The 15,131-nt window shown below is 67.7% G+C and carries 18 protein-coding genes; 9 read left to right on the plus strand and 9 right to left on the minus strand.

Annotated features, from left to right (window positions below; all coding sequences use genetic code 11):
• Positions 1-29: 29 nt before the first annotated feature.
• Positions 30-629 (minus strand): HD domain-containing protein, encoded by a 600-nt coding sequence (locus tag AC6CHL_RS04355; protein ID WP_038687062.1) that lies wholly within the window; start codon positions 627-629, stop codon positions 30-32.
• 232 nt (positions 630-861) lie between these two features.
• Here AC6CHL_RS04355 and AC6CHL_RS04360 point away from each other — a divergent pair, with 232 nt between their 5' ends.
• The gene (locus AC6CHL_RS04360) at positions 862-2,001 is read left to right on the plus strand and encodes a tetratricopeptide repeat protein (protein ID WP_498293533.1); all 1,140 of its coding nucleotides are present in this window, start codon (positions 862-864) and stop codon (positions 1,999-2,001) included.
• 7 nt (positions 2,002-2,008) lie between these two features.
• Here AC6CHL_RS04360 and AC6CHL_RS04365 read toward each other — a convergent pair whose 3' ends face one another.
• A complete protein-coding gene (locus AC6CHL_RS04365; RefSeq protein ID WP_038687058.1) occupies positions 2,009-2,344 on the minus strand; it encodes a zinc ribbon domain-containing protein YjdM in 336 nt (111 codons plus the stop codon).
• A 115-nt stretch (positions 2,345-2,459) separates the two neighbouring features.
• On the opposite strand from AC6CHL_RS04365, the gene AC6CHL_RS04370 reads away from it, so the two are divergent.
• The 3 genes from AC6CHL_RS04370 (at position 2,460) to AC6CHL_RS04380 (ending at position 5,463) form a co-directional block, all read left to right on the plus strand.
• On the plus strand, positions 2,460-3,815 hold the full coding sequence (locus AC6CHL_RS04370) for an Hsp70 family protein (RefSeq protein WP_447595036.1): 1,356 nt from the start codon (positions 2,460-2,462) through the stop codon (positions 3,813-3,815).
• 1,157 nt (positions 3,816-4,972) lie between these two features.
• A complete protein-coding gene (locus AC6CHL_RS04375) occupies positions 4,973-5,272 on the plus strand; it encodes a YkgJ family cysteine cluster protein (RefSeq protein ID WP_081797314.1) in 300 nt (99 codons plus the stop codon).
• A gap of 11 nt (positions 5,273-5,283) precedes the next feature.
• Positions 5,284-5,463, plus strand: a complete 180-nt coding sequence (locus AC6CHL_RS04380; protein WP_038687055.1) for a hypothetical protein — start codon at positions 5,284-5,286, stop codon at positions 5,461-5,463.
• Positions 5,464-5,508: 45 nt separating this feature from the next.
• Here the strand turns inward: AC6CHL_RS04380 and AC6CHL_RS04385 are convergent, their stop codons facing one another.
• Genes AC6CHL_RS04385 through AC6CHL_RS04395 form a run of 3 tightly spaced genes read right to left on the minus strand, consistent with a single transcriptional unit; the run spans position 5,509 to position 7,503 of the window.
• The gene (locus AC6CHL_RS04385; RefSeq protein ID WP_038687053.1) at positions 5,509-6,393 is read right to left on the minus strand and encodes a DUF4097 family beta strand repeat-containing protein; all 885 of its coding nucleotides are present in this window, start codon (positions 6,391-6,393) and stop codon (positions 5,509-5,511) included.
• Positions 6,394-6,406: 13 nt separating this feature from the next.
• A complete protein-coding gene (locus tag AC6CHL_RS04390; RefSeq protein ID WP_463601427.1) occupies positions 6,407-6,922 on the minus strand; it encodes a hypothetical protein in 516 nt (171 codons plus the stop codon).
• Complete coding sequence (locus AC6CHL_RS04395) at positions 6,919-7,503, minus strand: RNA polymerase sigma factor (RefSeq protein ID WP_038687049.1); 585 nt, start codon at positions 7,501-7,503, stop codon at positions 6,919-6,921. The genes AC6CHL_RS04390 and AC6CHL_RS04395 overlap by 4 nt, the downstream gene beginning before the upstream one ends.
• A gap of 134 nt (positions 7,504-7,637) precedes the next feature.
• Between AC6CHL_RS04395 and AC6CHL_RS04400 the strand changes: the two genes are divergently transcribed.
• Positions 7,638-7,820, plus strand: a complete 183-nt coding sequence (locus AC6CHL_RS04400; RefSeq protein WP_038687047.1) for a hypothetical protein — start codon at positions 7,638-7,640, stop codon at positions 7,818-7,820.
• 79 nt (positions 7,821-7,899) lie between these two features.
• On the plus strand, positions 7,900-8,481 hold the full coding sequence (locus tag AC6CHL_RS04405) for a mechanosensitive ion channel family protein (RefSeq protein ID WP_038687045.1): 582 nt from the start codon (positions 7,900-7,902) through the stop codon (positions 8,479-8,481).
• Between the two features lie 100 nt (positions 8,482-8,581).
• Here the strand turns inward: AC6CHL_RS04405 and AC6CHL_RS04410 are convergent, their stop codons facing one another.
• The 3 genes from AC6CHL_RS04410 to AC6CHL_RS04420 all read right to left on the minus strand — a co-directional run bounded on the left by AC6CHL_RS04410 (position 8,582) and on the right by AC6CHL_RS04420 (position 10,085).
• On the minus strand, positions 8,582-9,010 hold the full coding sequence (locus tag AC6CHL_RS04410) for a hypothetical protein (protein ID WP_498293536.1): 429 nt from the start codon (positions 9,008-9,010) through the stop codon (positions 8,582-8,584).
• A gap of 147 nt (positions 9,011-9,157) precedes the next feature.
• The gene (locus AC6CHL_RS04415; protein WP_038687041.1) at positions 9,158-9,424 is read right to left on the minus strand and encodes a DksA/TraR family C4-type zinc finger protein; all 267 of its coding nucleotides are present in this window, start codon (positions 9,422-9,424) and stop codon (positions 9,158-9,160) included.
• A gap of 109 nt (positions 9,425-9,533) precedes the next feature.
• A complete protein-coding gene (locus AC6CHL_RS04420; protein ID WP_137191561.1) occupies positions 9,534-10,085 on the minus strand; it encodes a DUF2058 domain-containing protein in 552 nt (183 codons plus the stop codon).
• A gap of 73 nt (positions 10,086-10,158) precedes the next feature.
• Here AC6CHL_RS04420 and AC6CHL_RS04425 point away from each other — a divergent pair, with 73 nt between their 5' ends.
• The 3 genes from AC6CHL_RS04425 (at position 10,159) to AC6CHL_RS04435 (ending at position 13,908) form a co-directional block, all read left to right on the plus strand.
• Complete coding sequence (locus AC6CHL_RS04425) at positions 10,159-10,656, plus strand: M48 family metallopeptidase (protein ID WP_038687037.1); 498 nt, start codon at positions 10,159-10,161, stop codon at positions 10,654-10,656.
• 906 nt (positions 10,657-11,562) lie between these two features.
• A complete protein-coding gene (locus AC6CHL_RS04430) occupies positions 11,563-12,273 on the plus strand; it encodes an rRNA pseudouridine synthase (RefSeq protein ID WP_141059600.1) in 711 nt (236 codons plus the stop codon).
• 57 nt (positions 12,274-12,330) lie between these two features.
• Positions 12,331-13,908, plus strand: coding sequence for a phospholipase D family protein (locus AC6CHL_RS04435; protein ID WP_498293538.1), 1,578 nt, complete (start codon positions 12,331-12,333; stop codon positions 13,906-13,908).
• 42 nt (positions 13,909-13,950) lie between these two features.
• Here the strand turns inward: AC6CHL_RS04435 and AC6CHL_RS04440 are convergent, their stop codons facing one another.
• A complete protein-coding gene (locus AC6CHL_RS04440; protein ID WP_498293540.1) occupies positions 13,951-15,042 on the minus strand; it encodes an HDOD domain-containing protein in 1,092 nt (363 codons plus the stop codon).
• Positions 15,043-15,131: the final 89 nt, after the last annotated feature.

Genomic DNA, 15,131 nt, shown 5'->3' on the forward strand with positions numbered 1-15,131 from the left:
ACCGGGGCGCCAGACCGGCGCCCCCGCCATTATCCGATGCGGCGGCGCAGGTTGGCGCGCGCGGCGGCATCCAGCCGCGCATGGAAGAACGCACTCAGGAAAATGCGCGGCTTGAGCAGCAGCTGCTTGAGGAAGCGGCGCCGGTTGAGCCGGAACAGGAATCCGGGCACGTGGCCGGCGTACTCCTCGGCGATGCCCTGGTCATAGGCGTCGAACACCGCAGCCGGCGCCCCCAGGATGGCCATGTCGCAGTCCAGGAACAGGGCCGCCTCCGCATCGATGTCGGCTGCCCCCAACGCGCCGTGGCGGGCCGTCAGTTCGATCAGCTGCACCACCCGGGCCACGTCGATGCCGGCGTCAGGCAGCCAGCGCTGGATCGCCTCGCGCGCCATCACCGCCGAGCGCGCCTCGTTGTCACTGCGCCCGGCGTCGTAGATCGCGTCGTGGTACAGCGCGGCCAACTGCACCTCGCGCGGGTGCTCCCAGCCCGGCCCGTCGGCCACCGCGCGGCAGTGCTGCAGCACCGCCTGCACGTGCGAGAAATTGTGGTACGCCCGCGCCGGCATCGCGTAGGCGGCTTCAAGGTCGGCCTGCATGGCCGCTGGCAAGGTCATCGGTTCAAAGCGCATGGGCCAACAGTGGCGTTCCTGCCAGCGGCTGGCAAGCAGGCACCGCTGGCAGTTTTTTGACCACCCATCGCGAAGGCCCGCCGCACGGCGCGTGCACCGGCTTATCCACAGGTTTGCCCATGGCTGGTCCACACCGGCTGTGGATGGCGATCGCGCCGACGGACGGCACCCCGGCCGCCTCGCGCAGGCCTAGACTGAAGTCGGCAACGACCGTCCCCGCGAGGTGAGCGACATGTCCGCCTGGAGAATGCTGTGTGTGCTGGCCCTGCTGTCGGCGCTGCCCGCGCTGCCGGCCGCCGCCGCTGCGCCGGTCGCTGCGCCCGCGCCGTGGACCGCCGCCCCCCCGCCGACGCCCGAACAGATCCTGGCGATACCGCCCGAGCTGCAGGCACTGCTGAAACAGCGGGTGATCGCCCCGGTCTACTCACGCGAGCAGCGCGTACAGCGGCTGGTGCACATGATCTTCGACGAAGACGCCATGCACCTGTCATACGACCCGTATGCCACCCAGACCCTGACCGAAACCTGGCAGAACCGGCGTGCCAACTGCCTGTCCTTCACCTTGATGTTCGTGACGCTGGCGCGCGCGGCCGGCATCGATGCGCGCGTGCAGGAGGTGGCCCAGGTGGTCACCTGGTATGAAGACCAGGGCGCCATCTACAACATCGGGCACGTCAACGCCGGGGTGAACCTGGACGGCCGCATCGCCCTGGTAGACCTGGACCGCAACGTGCTCTACGACCGCTACGGCCCGCAGCAGATCGACCAGCCGCGTGCCTTGGCGCACTTCTACAACAACCGCGGCGCCATGCGCATGAGCGAGGGCGACCTGGTGCAGGCACGCGCCTACTTCCAGGCCGCGCTGGCGCAGGACCCAGCATTCGTGGCGGGCTGGAACAACCTTGGCGTGCTGGATGCGCGTAGCGGCAACCTGGCCGAAGCCGAGCGCGATTACCGCACCGCGCTGCGGCTCAAGCCGCGCAATGCCGCCAGCCTGACCAACGCCAGCGCGCTGTACCGCCGCATGGGTGACACCCGCCAGGCCGGCCTGCTCGCCCGACGCCTGCAGCAGGTGCAGCGCAGCGATCCGTTCGTGCAGTTCCGCCTCGGCAACGAGGCCGAGCAGCGCCGCGACTATGCCGACGCGATCCGTGCCTACCGGCGCGCGATCAGCCTGTACGGCACCGCGCACCAGTTCCATTTCGGGCTGGCCCGCACCTACTTCCTGGCCGGCGACAACCGTCGCGCCTCGGTGGAAATGTCCAAGGCGCGCGACCTGGCCGGGACCAACGCCGATTTTCTCAAGGCGCAGTACCAGGCCAAACTGGACACCCTGCACCGCCTGCGGCAAGGCACCGCGGCGGTCAACTGAGCCCGGCTCAGGCCTTCTTGAGGAAGCAGGTCTTCAACACCAGGCCCTTGATCTTGTCCGAGTTGCCTTCGATATGCTCGGCGTCGTCTTCGACCAGGCGGATGTTGCGGATCACCGTGCCCTGCTTGAGCGGGATGGAGGAGCCTTTCACCTTCAGGTCCTTGATCACGGTGACGGTGTCGCCCCCGGCCAGCACGTTGCCGTTGCTGTCGCGCACCACCACGCCCCCGGCGCTGGCTTCGGCGGCGGTCCACTCATGCCCGCAGTCGGCGCAGATCCACAGCGCGCCATCGGCGTAGGTGTTTTCCAGGGTGCATTGCGGGCAGGCGGGAGCGGTAGACATGGTGAAGCCTTCGAAAACTGAACAACCCCTATTGTAACCGCCCGCCTTCCGGCCCTTGCACCGCTGGCCCGCTTGCCGCACAGTGCGCGCCCCCTGACCTCCGGCCCGGCCCCGCATGAAAATCGGCATCGACTTTGGTACCAGCAACTCCGCCGCCGCCGCGGTGGTGGACGGAAGGGTCGTGCCGATCCAGTTCGGCCAGGCCGAGCAGTTCCGCACGACGGTGTATTTCCCGGAAGTGATGCGCGACCCGAACGACTTCGAGCTGACCCCGGCGCTGGAACACGAGCTGGCCCGGCTGATCGACGCCGCCGCGCGCGATGCACGCGCGGCCGGCCAGGAACGCGCCCACGACGCCCTGCGCCGCGAAGCGCTGCGCGTGGTGCGCCGGCAGTGGATGGAAGAGCAGATGCGCGCGCCGCTGACCTCGACCAAGCTGCTGCAGAACGCGGTGTATGGCGATGAGGCGCTGGAAGCCTATTTCGAAGAGAACGAGGGCAACCTGGTGCAGAGCCCGAAGTCGATGCTGGGCTATAACCTGCATCCGCGCGCGCGCCAGACCATCACCGGCATTGCCACCCACATCCTGGAACACATCCGCCTGACCGCTTCGCGACAGCTGGACCGCCCGGTGCGCACGGCCACGCTGGGGCGCCCGGTGCAGTTCCGCAGTTCGATCGGCGCGGCGGGCAACGACCAGGCGCTGGAGATCCTGCACAGCGCGGCGATCGCGGCGGGCTTTGACGATGTGGATTTCCTCGAGGAGCCGGCCGCGGCGGCGATGCACTACCACGCCGAAAGCGCCCAGGAGCACGAGGCCATCGTGGTGGACATCGGCGGCGGTACGACCGATATCGCGCATGCGCGGGTGGGTGGGCAGCACGCCCCGAAGATCCACCGCGCATGGGGTATCGCGCGCGGTGGTACGGATATCGATCTGGCGCTGAGCCTGGGCGCGTACATGCCGTTGTTCGGCCGCGGCGTGAGCCGGGTGCCGGCGCACCACTATGTGGAAGCGGCGATGGTGCAGGACATGACCCGCCAGCGCGATTTCCGCCAGCACACCTATCGCGATGCGGAAGCGCCGTGGGGCAAGCGGTTGCAGGCGCTGCAGGACACGGGCAACACGGCGCGGCTGTACCGTGAGGTGGAGCAGTGCAAAATCGCGCTGAGCAGCGCGGTGGCGCATGAGAGCGCACTGGATTTCATCGAGCGCGGGATGGCGGTGCAGGTGGAACGCGCGCGGCTGGAAGCGGCGGCGGGCAACTACCTGGCCGAGCTGACGACGCTGCTGGAGCAGGTGCGCGCGGACATCGGCCACGACCCGGCCGCGGTGTTCCTGACCGGCGGGATGTCGCGCGCGGGGTATCTGCAGGAGGCGGTGGCGGCAGCATTCCCGGGCGCAACGCTGATCCGCGGCAACCCCTCCTTCGGCGTAGTCCACGGGTTGGCATGGGCGGCGGCTTCGTAACTGCGGTGAATCTAGAGCGGGGCTGACGGCCTTCTGGTTTGGGTCGGGGTGGGTGAGGTTACGGGGCACGCTGCAAGTCCCGCTCCGCGGCCCGGCCCAGCCGCTGGCGGCTGTGCGTTCGGACGCATGCGAGGCAGTGCCTCGCAAGCAATGCGCCCTCACCCTTGTAAGCTCCGCCACCGCATCCATGCGGTGGAGGGCCCCGCAACCTCACCCACCCCGCCCCCCGACAGTTGGCCGGTGCGCATGCAAAAAGCACCGCAGCTTTTTTGGGGGGGGAGGATGCCGAGCGTAGCTCGGCACTTTCGAAGCAACTGCAAAGGCCACTGCAAAGGCCGAAGCAACGGCCAAAGCAGCAGCTACAGGCGCTGCCGCTCTCGCGGCCTTTGCTCACTGCCACACCCACACACATCCAAACTTAAGCCGCAGCCGCAGCCTCAGACAGTGCTGCCGATCAATCCGCGTGCCCGTCCCGCCAGCCCAACTGGCGTAGCAGCCGTTGCTCCGGCTATTCCCTTGCGCACCGACCCTATGTGCAGGTGCGTCGTGTGTGGGTTGGCAGGGCCCTCCACCGCATGGATGCGGTGGCGGAGCTTACATGGGTGAGGGCGCATTGCTTGCGAGGCACTGCCTCGCATGCGTCCGAACGCACAGCCGCCAGCGGCTGGGCCGGGCCGCGGAGCGGGACTTGCAGCGTGCCCTGCCAACCCACACACGACGCGCCCCACCCAGGACCACGCGGCCCAGGGCTTTAGCTTCGGCTCTGGCTCTGGCTTTGGACCTGGACTTGGCTCCAGACGTTGCCCTTCGCTCTTGAATTCCACCCCTCCCACCCCCATCAAAGGGAAGGCAAGGAAGGCGGAAAGCCAGGCCCCGCAAGGGTTTCGCCCCAGCACCCGCGAGCATTAACAAAACGTTACTCCAAAAGCGCTATCATCTTTCGGCGTCAATGCGCAATGCGCACGTCGTCCCGGGCCTAGTACAGGCCACCGTCCTTCTCGATGCTGCCGCCTTGGATATGTCCCGGGCGCCGGGATCGCTTTTACGCTGTGATCCGGCTCGTTCCCAGCATGTAGCGCCCTGAGCCGCCAAGAGATATCCGATTGGGCGAACGCCTGGTTGTACCAGCCCCAGTTACCGCTGCCGAACCCGACCCCATCGACTGCCGCCGTTGTGACGCGGTCTGTTGCCGGATGTCGGTGACCGTCATGCCCGACGACAACGTACCCAGCTACCTGCTGGATACCGATGAAGCCGGCCGCACCGTCATGGCGCGCAACGACGAAGGCTGGTGCGCCGCCATCGACCCCTATCACCTGCGCTGCACCATCTACTCGCAGCGTCCCGCCATCTGCCGCCAGTTTGACATGGGCGGCGATGACTGCCGCCTTGTGCGGCAGGACTACCGTCGACAACAGCACGATCTGTCGACGCTTTTTCCCTCGTTCCAACCATGACAGGAGCATCCATGGCTCGTACGCCAAAGACCTCCCCCAAGGCAGGCAACACCGTTCGCGTCGACCGTAAGCAGGGTTCCAGCACGGCCGTCAACAGCACCAGCATCGCAGCCGACCTGGCCGCGTTCCGCAAGGGCGGTGGCAAGATCGAAGTGCTTGGCAACACCTTGGCACTGAAGAAAACCGGCTGACCTGCAGCCGTCCGCACCGGCCCCGTGCCGGTGCGGGGGCCGCATTCAACGCCCGCCCAGCCCCACCCGCACGCTGCCCGAATGGGCGTTGATCGCGATGTCACCGTCGCCGCCCCCCAGTTTTGCATCCAGACTCCGGCCCGGCCCGTACCGCGGCCGCTCCACCGTGCCCGAATCGGACTGGATGTCGCCACTGAACGTCTTCACGCTCAGCTGCGCCGATACCGACCGCGGCAACTGCAGCCCGATCGACCCGCTCACCGTCTGCAACGTCACCTTGCCGCCCGGCGCCAACCCGGCCGCCGCCACCGTCACGCTGCCCGACACCGCTTCAGCCGACAGCCGCTGCACCCGGCCCGCGTCCACCTTGATGCTGCCTGACACCGTCTCCAGCGCCACCTCGCCCGACGCACCGCCGCCGGCCTGGATCCCGCCGCTGACCGCCCGCAGGTCCAGCCGCGGCGTCTGCACCTGTGAACGGATCCCACCGCTGACCGTAGTCAACGCCGTCTCCCCGCTGCGCCCGGCGGCCGAAATGCCGCCGCTCACCGCATTGGCCTGCAACCGCCGCACGTCCACGTCGGCCACATCGATGTCCGCGCTGACCGTCCCCAGTTGTACTTCCACCGCACGCGGCACCCGCAGTTCCAGCGTTGCGCCGCCGTTGCTCCGACCGCGCGGATAGACCACCTCCCATCGCACCCGGTTGGCGCTGCGGTCCTGCTTGAGCGTCAGCCCATCGGCCATCGAACCGGTCAGCGCGACCTCGTTGCGGTCCCAGCCGCGCACACTGACCTTGCCGGCGATGTTGCTCACTTCCACGCGCCCGCCCGCTCCCAGCGGGGCGCGCTCATCGACACGGGTGGCCGCCTGCGCCGCCAACGGCAGCAGCAGGGCCAGGGCTGCGATCAAACGCAATGAATGGTGCATGGTGGTGTCTCCTTCAGGATGGCAGGCCAGCGGCCATCACGGCCTGCTGGGTAAGTTCAAGGCGCAGCGCGTAGGTGCGCTGCAGTTGCCCGAGCAGAACGCGCGAGCGGGGGTTTTCACTGAGGGCGGCGCGGATATGGTCGGCACTGCTGTCCAGCTCGCGCAGCGCCGGCTGCCATTCGCCCCCCACCTGGGCGGTGGGCAGGGTCGCCATCGCCTGCTGGTACTCGGCCACCATCGCCTCGGCCTGGCGCTGCACAAGCGTCGGCGGCGGGGTCTGCGGCACCGGTGTCGGCACCACCATCAGCAGGCCCAGTGCGGCGGCCATGCCCAGGCCAACCCGCAGCGGCCAGCGTCGGCGCCGGGCCAACACGGTCACGGCGGCCGGTGCCGGCGCGGGCATCGGCATGGCCGGCAACTGCGCGGCAATGCCCTGCCATACCCGTGCCGGCGGCAGCCGCTCGGCCGGCAGCGCGCGCAACCGCGCCTGCAGGTCATCGGAATTGTCGATGTGGTTCATGTCGTTCATGCGGTTTCTCCCAGGCGTGCGCGCAACAGTCCGCGTGCACGGTGCAACTGCGCCTTCGAACTGCCCACAGCCATCTGCAGCTGCTCGGCGATCTCGTGGTGTTTCCATCCTTCTATGTCATGCAGCACCAGCACCGCACGGGCGCGCGGCGGCAGGGTTTCCAGCGCGCGCTCCAGGTCCAGCGTGGTGCCCGCGCACCGGTCCACCGCCACCAGCGTGGCCAGGCTGTCATGCCCTTCCTCGCCGGCATCGGTCAGCTGCCAGTGCGCACTGGCGCGCAGTTCCATCAGCGCCGCGTTCACCCCCAGCCGGTGCAGCCAGGTAGCCAGGCTGCTGTCGAAACGGAACCCCGGCAACGCCTTCCATGCCTGCAGGAACGCGTCCTGCAGGGCATCCTCGGCGCGTGCGGCGTGGCCGCCACACAACCGCCACAGCACGGCGTAGATGCGCGGCGAATGGCGTCGGTAGATCTGTTCGTAGGCGGCCATGTTGCCCGCGACCGCGGCGCGGACCAGGGCGTGGTCGTCGGCGGGATCGGCCTCAGTCGGGGCACGGGATGCGGGCATGGTGGCGTTGAGCATATCCGTTGGATGCGGGGTCCAGCGAAAAGGTTTAAACCGGTTGCCGCGATGTTCGCCGGTGCCGGTTCTAAACCTTTTGGCCGCCGCCCGCATCCAAGCCTGCGTACCCCACGTGCCATCGCCAAGGAATCGCCATGTCCACCAGTTGCCTCGTCCTGCTGTTGTCGCTGGCCAGCAGCTGCACCCTTCCCTGGAGCCCGGTGACTGTCCGCCTGTCGGTGTCGCCGCAACCGGACCTGTGCGTGCAATATGCCGCGCATGACCCGGTCTGCGCCTCGGTACTGATCGCACGCCTGGCATCGCAGCCCGTGGTTTGAACGACGGGGCGGCCCTCGGCGCGCAGCCGCATTAAGATAGGGGCTCGACGCACTATCGCTGCAAGGATCCACGCTGCACATGAAAGACCATCTGCCTACCTGGACCCACGAATGGCTGCATTACGGGGTTCCTGCCCTGCAGATCCTGCTGACCCTGCTGGCCGCCTGGCTGCTGCGCCTGGTCGCGCGGCGGCTGATGCGCCGCGTCGGCGAGCACTACACGCTGCCTCCGGAAATGATCATGGGCGTGCGCCGCGCCTTCAGTTTCGTGGTCTATACAACCGCCCTGCTGGTGATCCTGAGCATCGTCGGGGTCAAGGCGAGCGTGCTGTGGACCGCCTTCACCGGCTTTGCCGCCGTGGGTGCGGTGGCGTTCTTCGCCGCCTGGAGCGTGTTGTCCAACATCTTCTGCACGCTGCTGATCTTCACCACGCGCCCGTTCCGTCTGCACGACTACATCGAGCTGCTGGAGAACGGCGAGAAGCCGGGGTTGAAGGGCCGCGTGATCGACGTGAACCTGATCTACACCACGCTGCAGGAAACCGACGGTCACCACGAGGGGACCGTGCTGCAGATTCCCAACAACATGTTCTTCCAGCGCACCGTGCGCCGCTGGCGTGATCCGTCGCAGGCCCCGGGCGGTATTCAAGGCGACGGTTGAGGGCGTCGCACTTTCGTCGGCATCCAACAGGGCCCAGCCGCCGCCTCCATGAGCGATGGAGGCATACGCCGGGTCGAGCTGCCCCGCTGTGCGACGTCACTCAGTGCTTTGCTGCATCGGCTTTTGCCAGCAGGCTGTAGAACTCAGGCTCGATCTCATCCAGCGGGGTGGATGCGATAAGAGCCCGAATCAGCGGCCCATAGTCGCTTTCCATGGCTACTTCGGCCCAGTCCAGTTCGTATACCGCCTCTATCCTCACGTTTCGATGCTGCGAATGAACGAGCAGCAGCTTCATGGTGTCGATGGCGCGCTCCGTCCTGTCTTGCCCCAGCGCTACTGCGCAACGGTGCTGCCAGTACTCAGGCTGATTCAATATCTGACTCTGCAACTGGTCCCATTGCCGGTCCCTGAAATCCACCAGCACTGTCTTTGCGACTAGTTCGCTGCTGTAGTGGGTCCAGTTAGAGTCCTCGGTTCCAATCCATGACGACAATCGATGGAGAGGCTCGTCTTCATGCCCGGTGGTCATCCGCCTGCGCCTGGTAGAGGGTGCTATCTCGCACCAGTATGGCGCGTCGCGGTGATCACAACCACGCATAGGGCTGCCGTCCATCGAGGTCGGCGCAGCACCGTTCACGCCTCCCGCGACGCACGACAGGAGAACGACCCGCACGCGTCAACGCAGCTGGCTGTCCTTGCTGCCACGGCGGTTGTAGCCGCCGTTTTCGTGCTGGGCCGCGTCGTCTTCTTCCTGGCAGCGCACACACAGCCGCACGCCGGGCACGGCCTTGCGCCTCGCCTCGGGAATGGGCGCGTCACAGTGTTCGCAGTGGGTCAGCCCGGGGCCCTGTTTGAGCTGCGCGCGGGCGCGCTGGATGGCGTCGTCAACGGTGGCGTCGATCTGGTCCTGCACCGCGCCGTCGCCTGCCCAACCTGTCGCCATGATGTGTCTCCCATGCCGGTGTCAGGCCACCAGCATAGACCCGGCCCGGCGCGGCCAGCCGACGTGGGGCTGAACGCGCACGGCGCCGGGTGAATGCTTCAGGCAGCGCTTACCAGACCAGGTCGTCGGGCACCTGGAACTGGGCGTAGTACGCATCATCCTCGGCATTGCCGGTGCTCGGCTCGCTGCCGGGCTGGCTGTTGTCGAGCACGATCACGCTCGCGTCGCGCTCGCGGACCTTCTCGGCCGCCGCACGCGGCAGCAGTTCGAAGCCCTCGCCGTGGCGGGCAATCACCAGGCTGCCCGAGGCCAGCTGCCGGCGCAGCACGTTGTTGACCAGCAGGGTGCGGATCACGGTGCCGTCGTTGAAGCGGTATTCGCTCTCGCCCTCACGCTTGACCTTGTGCGCCTCGATGATCTGGCGGACCTGGGCTTGCAGCTCCTGCGCGTGGGCCTTGGCCTTGCGCTCGGCTTCCAGCGCGCGATCACGCTCGGCTTTTTCCGCACGCAGGCGCTCGGCCTCGCGCTGGCTTTCGCTGGGCGCGACCGGGGCCTTGCCGTGGCGGGCTTTCACCTGTTCACGGGCGGCCTGGGAGACCTGGGATTTCTTGACCAGCCCGGCCTTGAGCAGCTGCTCCTGCAGGGGATTTGCCTTCGCCATACGCTTGCATCTGTTGTTGCGGGATTCCGGAGGCCATCATACTGGTCTGCCCGCCCAGCCCCAACCGTCGTCCATGACCGCCCTGAAGTACCTAGCCGGTTACCCCGAGGCCCTGCAGCAGCAGGTGCGCGAGCTGATCGCGGGCGACCGCCTGGGGCCGTGGCTGGAAAAGCGCTACGCGGACCTGCACACGGTGCGCAACGATCGGCAGTTGTACGACTACACGCAGGGGCTGAAGGAGCGCTATCTGCGGCAGTCGGCGCCGTTGTCCAAGGTGGTCTACGACAGCCGGCTGCAGGTGCTGAAACATGCGCTGGGCACGCACACGACGGTGTCACGGGTTCAGGGGAGCCGGTTGAAGGCGAGCCGCGAGATCCGGATCGCGACGGTTTTCCGCGAGGCCCCAGCGCCCTTCTTGAAGATGATCGTAGTGCACGAGCTGGCCCACCTGAAGGAATCGGACCACAACAAGGCGTTCTACCAGCTGTGCACGCACATGGAAGCGGATTACCACCAGCTGGAATTCGATCTGCGCCTGTACCTGACCCACCTGGAACGCCCCACCCGCTGACCACCCGACGCGCTGCTGCGGGCCGCTGGCCGCGTGGCGGTGTCGGCCGCCCGCCGGCGGCTGTGGGTAGTGCCGGCCGCTGGCCGGCTCCTCGTAAAGCCAGAGCGAAGCCAAAGCAACCGCAACGGCTTCTGGCGCAACGATCGCTGGATTGGGTGGGGGTGTGCGGGCCCGCGGGACACGCTGCAAGTCCCGCTCCGCGGCCCGGCCCAGCCGCTGGCGGCTGTGCGTTCGGACGCATGCGAGGCAGTGCCTCGCAAGCAATGCGCCCTCACCCCTGTAAGCTCCGTCGCCGCATCCATGCGGCTCAGGGTCCCGCGAACCCACACACCCCCACCCCAGACAGACTGCCGGTGGCCTATGAAGAGCTGGAGGCAGGAGCCAGGGCAGGCGAAGCGCTAAGCCAAAGCCAAAGCCAAAGCCAAAGCCAAAGCCAAAGCCAAAACCAAAACCAAAGCCCAAGATTCGATTTTTATCTGAATTCTATTTTCAATTTCAATTTGAATTCATATGAATAATTCAATTTGAAAAGTTAGATTCAAATCAAACTTCAGCTTCGGCCTTCCAGTCGAGCACCCAGCCACCAACTCACCCGCCGGCCCCAAAGCCCGCCATTCGCCATCCGCCGTTGCCTCCCCCAAAAGGCCACCAGCCAACTGTCGGGGCTGGGGGTGGGTGGGTTGGCGGGACCGTTGGGCGCCATGGATGGCGCCCACGAGCCTCCAGGGATGGATTCACGGCGTGTCCCGCCAACCCACCCCCGGCCAACCCAAGCCGCCCGGCCAACCGGCTGTGGCTGTGGCTTTGGCTGTTAGCTCCGGCTCCGGCTCCGGCCCAGCCGGGCCCACCCACCCACCCACACCCAGTACACTCCCCGCCCGTATCCCGCTTTTCGTTGCCAGCCCCATGACCGACCCGATCCGACTCGACAAACGCCTGACCAGCCTCATCGGCTGCTCCCGTGGCGACGCCCAGCGCTACATCGAAGGCGGCTGGGTCACCGTGGACGGCACGGTCGTCGAACAACCGCAGACCCTGGTCACCGACGAAACCATCGTCCTGCGCGACAACGCCGAAGCCACCCGCACCGAAACCGTCAGCATGCTCCTGCACAAACCCGCCGGCATGCGCGCCGACGAACTGTGCGCCCTGGTCACCCCCGACAGCCGCAGCGAACTGGACGCCACCGGCGTCACCCTCCTCCAGCGCCATTTCCACGCCCTGCAACTGGTCATGCCCCTTGCCGACGAAGACAGCGGCCTGGTCGTCGTCAGCCAGGACGGCCGCGTCGTGTCCCACCTCAAGGATCGCGGCGCCACCCTCGAACAGGAATATCTGGTCGAAGTCAGTGGCGAACTGGCGCCCTATGGCATGAAGCGCCTCGCCCATGGCCTCAGCTTCCGCAACTGGCCCCTGCCCCCATGCAAGGTCAGCTGGCAGAACGAAACCCGCCTGCGCTTTGCCATCAAACCCGTACAGCCCGGCCAGCTGCGCGACATGTGCCGCCAGGTCGGGCTCGACGTCGTCAGCGTCCGCCGCCTGCGCATCGGCCGCGTCGCCATGGGCAAGCTGGTGCCCGGCCAGTGGCGCTACCTCGCGCCCGACGAACGCTTCTGATGCGGCCGTGCGCGCCCGGCACTCGCCGTGCACGCACGCCCGGCTTAGCATCGGCACATGACTGAACGAAAACCGCTCTGGCGCCGGATGCTGCGCTGGCTGGGAATCGTGCTCGCGGTGCTGGTGCTGTTGGTGCTCAGCGGCTTGCTGCTGGCCGACCACCTGACCCCGAAGGCGATGGGCGCCCCCAGCAGCGTACTGCCGGTCCAGCCGGCGCAGACTGTCATCGACCGCGAACTGACCCGCCTGCAGGCCAGCCACCCCGACCAGAGCGGTGTCGCCTTCCTGGCCGACGGGCTGGATGCCTACGCCGCGCGCGCCGTCATCACCGCCCATGCCGGCCGCAGCCTGGACCTGCAGTACTACATCTGGCACGACGACCTGATCGGCCACCTGATGGCGCAGTCCCTGTACCAGGCCGCCGAACGCGGCGTGCGGGTGCGCCTGCTGCTCGATGACATGAATGCCCAGGACAAGGATGCCCTGCTGATGGCGCTCGATGAACATCCCAACATCGAAATCCGCCTCTACAACCCCTTCCGCAACCGCACCGGGCTGTGGCGGCTGGTGGAAATGGTGCAGCGCTTTTTCAGCGTCAACCATCGTATGCACAACAAGGCATGGATCGCCGATGGTCGCGTGGCCATCGTCGGCGGCCGCAACATCGGCGAAGAGTATTTCAGCGCGCGGTCGGATGTGAACTTCCGCGATCTGGACCTGCTGGTTGCCGGTCATGCGGTAGACCAGGCCAACCGTATTTTTGACGAGTACTGGAACAGCGAAACCGCCGTTCCAATCGCCGCGCTGGCCTTCCACACCCCGGCCCAGCTGCGCCTGCTGGTGCGCGAATCCGAGAACGAAGCCAGGCGCGATGTCGCCCAGCCGTACCTGCGCCGTGTCCAGCAATCGCAGTCGGCGCGCTCGTACTACCGCGACGCGGTCGAGCTGCACTGGTCACCGAACGTGGAGATCGTCTCCGACCCGGCCATGAAGCACCGCCGCGATGACACGTCGAACTGGCTGGTCACCCGGCTGGTCAGCGAGATGCAGGCCACCCGCCACAAGGCGCTGATGATCTCGCCGTACTTCGTGCCCGGCGAGGAAGGCACCGACGGCATGGGCGCCATGGTCAAGCGCGGCGCCGTGGTCGGGGTGGTGACCAACTCGCTGGCGGCCAACGACGTCGCCGCCGTGCACGGGGGCTACATGCACTACCGGGCGCCCCTGCTGCGCAGTGGCGTGCACCTTTACGAACTGAAGGCGCACGGCTATGGCGACCGCAGCGGCCTGTTCGGCAGCAGCGGGGCCAGCCTGCACACCAAGGCCTTCCTGCTGGATGACCGGCGCGGTTTCGTCGGCTCGTTCAACCTCGACCCACGCTCGGCCTACCTCAACACCGAGATGGGCGTGCTGTTCGACGATGCGGTGCTGGGCGCGCAACTGCGTGCCGAGTACCTGCGCCTGGCCGACCCGGCGCAGAGCTACTGGGTAACGCTGGACGCACAGGACCGGGTGCGCTGGCTGGATCGGGCCGCCCAGCCACCGGTACTGCTCGATCGGGAACCGGACACCTCGTTCTGGCTGCGGGCCAGCGCACGCGCCATCAGCTGGCTGCCGCTGGAATCACAGCTGTAACCCGGCGCTGGCGGCAGACGCCGTCTGCGCCCCGCCCTGCCCTCAGGCCTCCGCCTCGTCGGCGTCCAGGGTTTCCACCGCGCGCCCATGCAGGCGCCGCCAGATCCACTGCAGCGCGTGCGGCGGGGTGCCGTGCTGCTGTTCCAGGATGGCCAGCGCCTGGGCCTGGCCGATCCGGCCATGCCGGCACAGCAGGCTGGCGGCGGCCGCCGCCCGCGCGAAGCGCAGGCTGGCCGACAATCCTCCCTCGGCCGTGCCGGCGTCGCGCAGCAGCGCTTCGTGCACCGCACCCGGCAGTTCCCAGGCCGCCGCGATGCGCCCGGCCACGGGCAAGGTCCAGGCATCCAGCAACTGCATGGCCAGCGCGCGCGATGGCAGCGCCCCGTCCTGCGCGGCGCAGGCGTCCAGCAACTGCCGCATCACCAACGCCGCGCCCAGGCCTTGGGTCAGCCCCAGCCACTGCGCGGCGAACGCGTCTTCATGGGTCACCAGCCGCGCATGATCGGCCGCCGCGCGCGAGGCAAGCAGCGCGTGCTCCCAGATCACCGTGCCGAACTGCGGGAAGGCCTCGCAGTGCACCTGCATCACCGGCTGCACGAGCACCGCGCTGATGATCTGGCGGATACCCTCGGTACCCACCAGCGTCACCGCCCGCTGCAGGCTGTCCACCGGCTTGGACTGCAGGCGGTACACCGGGCTGTTGGCAATGCGCAGCAGGTTGCCGGTCAACACCGGGTCCTGGCCGATGATGGCGGCCATCGCGCGGGCCGAAGCGTCGCTGTCGTTGACCGTCTGGATCAACTGCGGCAGCAGTTGCGGGCGCCGGGGCAGCTGCCGGGCCGACCAGTCGCGCTGCTCCAGTGCCGCCACCACCGCCGCGTGCAGCGCGCCATCGTGGTGCCGGTCGTCGGCGGCGGTGTCGCCACTGCGCCGCACCAGCGCCAATGCGTGCAGGCCCGCCTGCAGCGCCTCGGCGGGGGCAGTATCGGTGACAGTGCCGGGCTGCGCAGTCGGTAGCGTCACGGGCGCACGCGCGGCCCCCGCCGGCGCGGAGGCGCGCCACCTGCGCTGCCAGGTCACCGCCACGCCCAACGCGACCGCTCCCGCCAGCCCCGCCGCCACGATCACGTTCATGTCCATCCGCGCGGCCGCCTTGGGCGGCACTGCTTCTGTGTTGTCACTGCACCCACGTCGTCCGTCCTGGCATTGCTGGTACTGCGCAC

The sequence above is a fragment of the Stenotrophomonas sp. GQ19 genome (genome assembly GCF_059758695.1).

Coding starts and splice junctions, on each gene's coding strand:
- AC6CHL_RS04355 (WP_038687062.1), bottom strand. CDS start 629: ATGCGCTTTGAACCGATGACCTTGCCAGCGGCCATGCAGGCCGACCTT.
- AC6CHL_RS04360 (WP_498293533.1), top strand. CDS start 862: ATGTCCGCCTGGAGAATGCTGTGTGTGCTGGCCCTGCTGTCGGCGCTG.
- AC6CHL_RS04365 (WP_038687058.1), bottom strand. CDS start 2,344: ATGTCTACCGCTCCCGCCTGCCCGCAATGCACCCTGGAAAACACCTAC.
- AC6CHL_RS04370 (WP_447595036.1), top strand. CDS start 2,460: ATGAAAATCGGCATCGACTTTGGTACCAGCAACTCCGCCGCCGCCGCG.
- AC6CHL_RS04380 (WP_038687055.1), top strand. CDS start 5,284: ATGGCTCGTACGCCAAAGACCTCCCCCAAGGCAGGCAACACCGTTCGC.
- AC6CHL_RS04385 (WP_038687053.1), bottom strand. CDS start 6,393: ATGCACCATTCATTGCGTTTGATCGCAGCCCTGGCCCTGCTGCTGCCG.
- AC6CHL_RS04390 (WP_463601427.1), bottom strand. CDS start 6,922: ATGAACGACATGAACCACATCGACAATTCCGATGACCTGCAGGCGCGG.
- AC6CHL_RS04395 (WP_038687049.1), bottom strand. CDS start 7,503: ATGCTCAACGCCACCATGCCCGCATCCCGTGCCCCGACTGAGGCCGAT.
- AC6CHL_RS04400 (WP_038687047.1), top strand. CDS start 7,638: ATGTCCACCAGTTGCCTCGTCCTGCTGTTGTCGCTGGCCAGCAGCTGC.
- AC6CHL_RS04405 (WP_038687045.1), top strand. CDS start 7,900: ATGAAAGACCATCTGCCTACCTGGACCCACGAATGGCTGCATTACGGG.
- AC6CHL_RS04410 (WP_498293536.1), bottom strand. CDS start 9,010: ATGACCACCGGGCATGAAGACGAGCCTCTCCATCGATTGTCGTCATGG.
- AC6CHL_RS04415 (WP_038687041.1), bottom strand. CDS start 9,424: ATGGCGACAGGTTGGGCAGGCGACGGCGCGGTGCAGGACCAGATCGAC.
- AC6CHL_RS04420 (WP_137191561.1), bottom strand. CDS start 10,085: ATGGCGAAGGCAAATCCCCTGCAGGAGCAGCTGCTCAAGGCCGGGCTG.
- AC6CHL_RS04425 (WP_038687037.1), top strand. CDS start 10,159: ATGACCGCCCTGAAGTACCTAGCCGGTTACCCCGAGGCCCTGCAGCAG.
- AC6CHL_RS04430 (WP_141059600.1), top strand. CDS start 11,563: ATGACCGACCCGATCCGACTCGACAAACGCCTGACCAGCCTCATCGGC.
- AC6CHL_RS04435 (WP_498293538.1), top strand. CDS start 12,331: ATGACTGAACGAAAACCGCTCTGGCGCCGGATGCTGCGCTGGCTGGGA.
- AC6CHL_RS04440 (WP_498293540.1), bottom strand. CDS start 15,042: ATGAACGTGATCGTGGCGGCGGGGCTGGCGGGAGCGGTCGCGTTGGGC.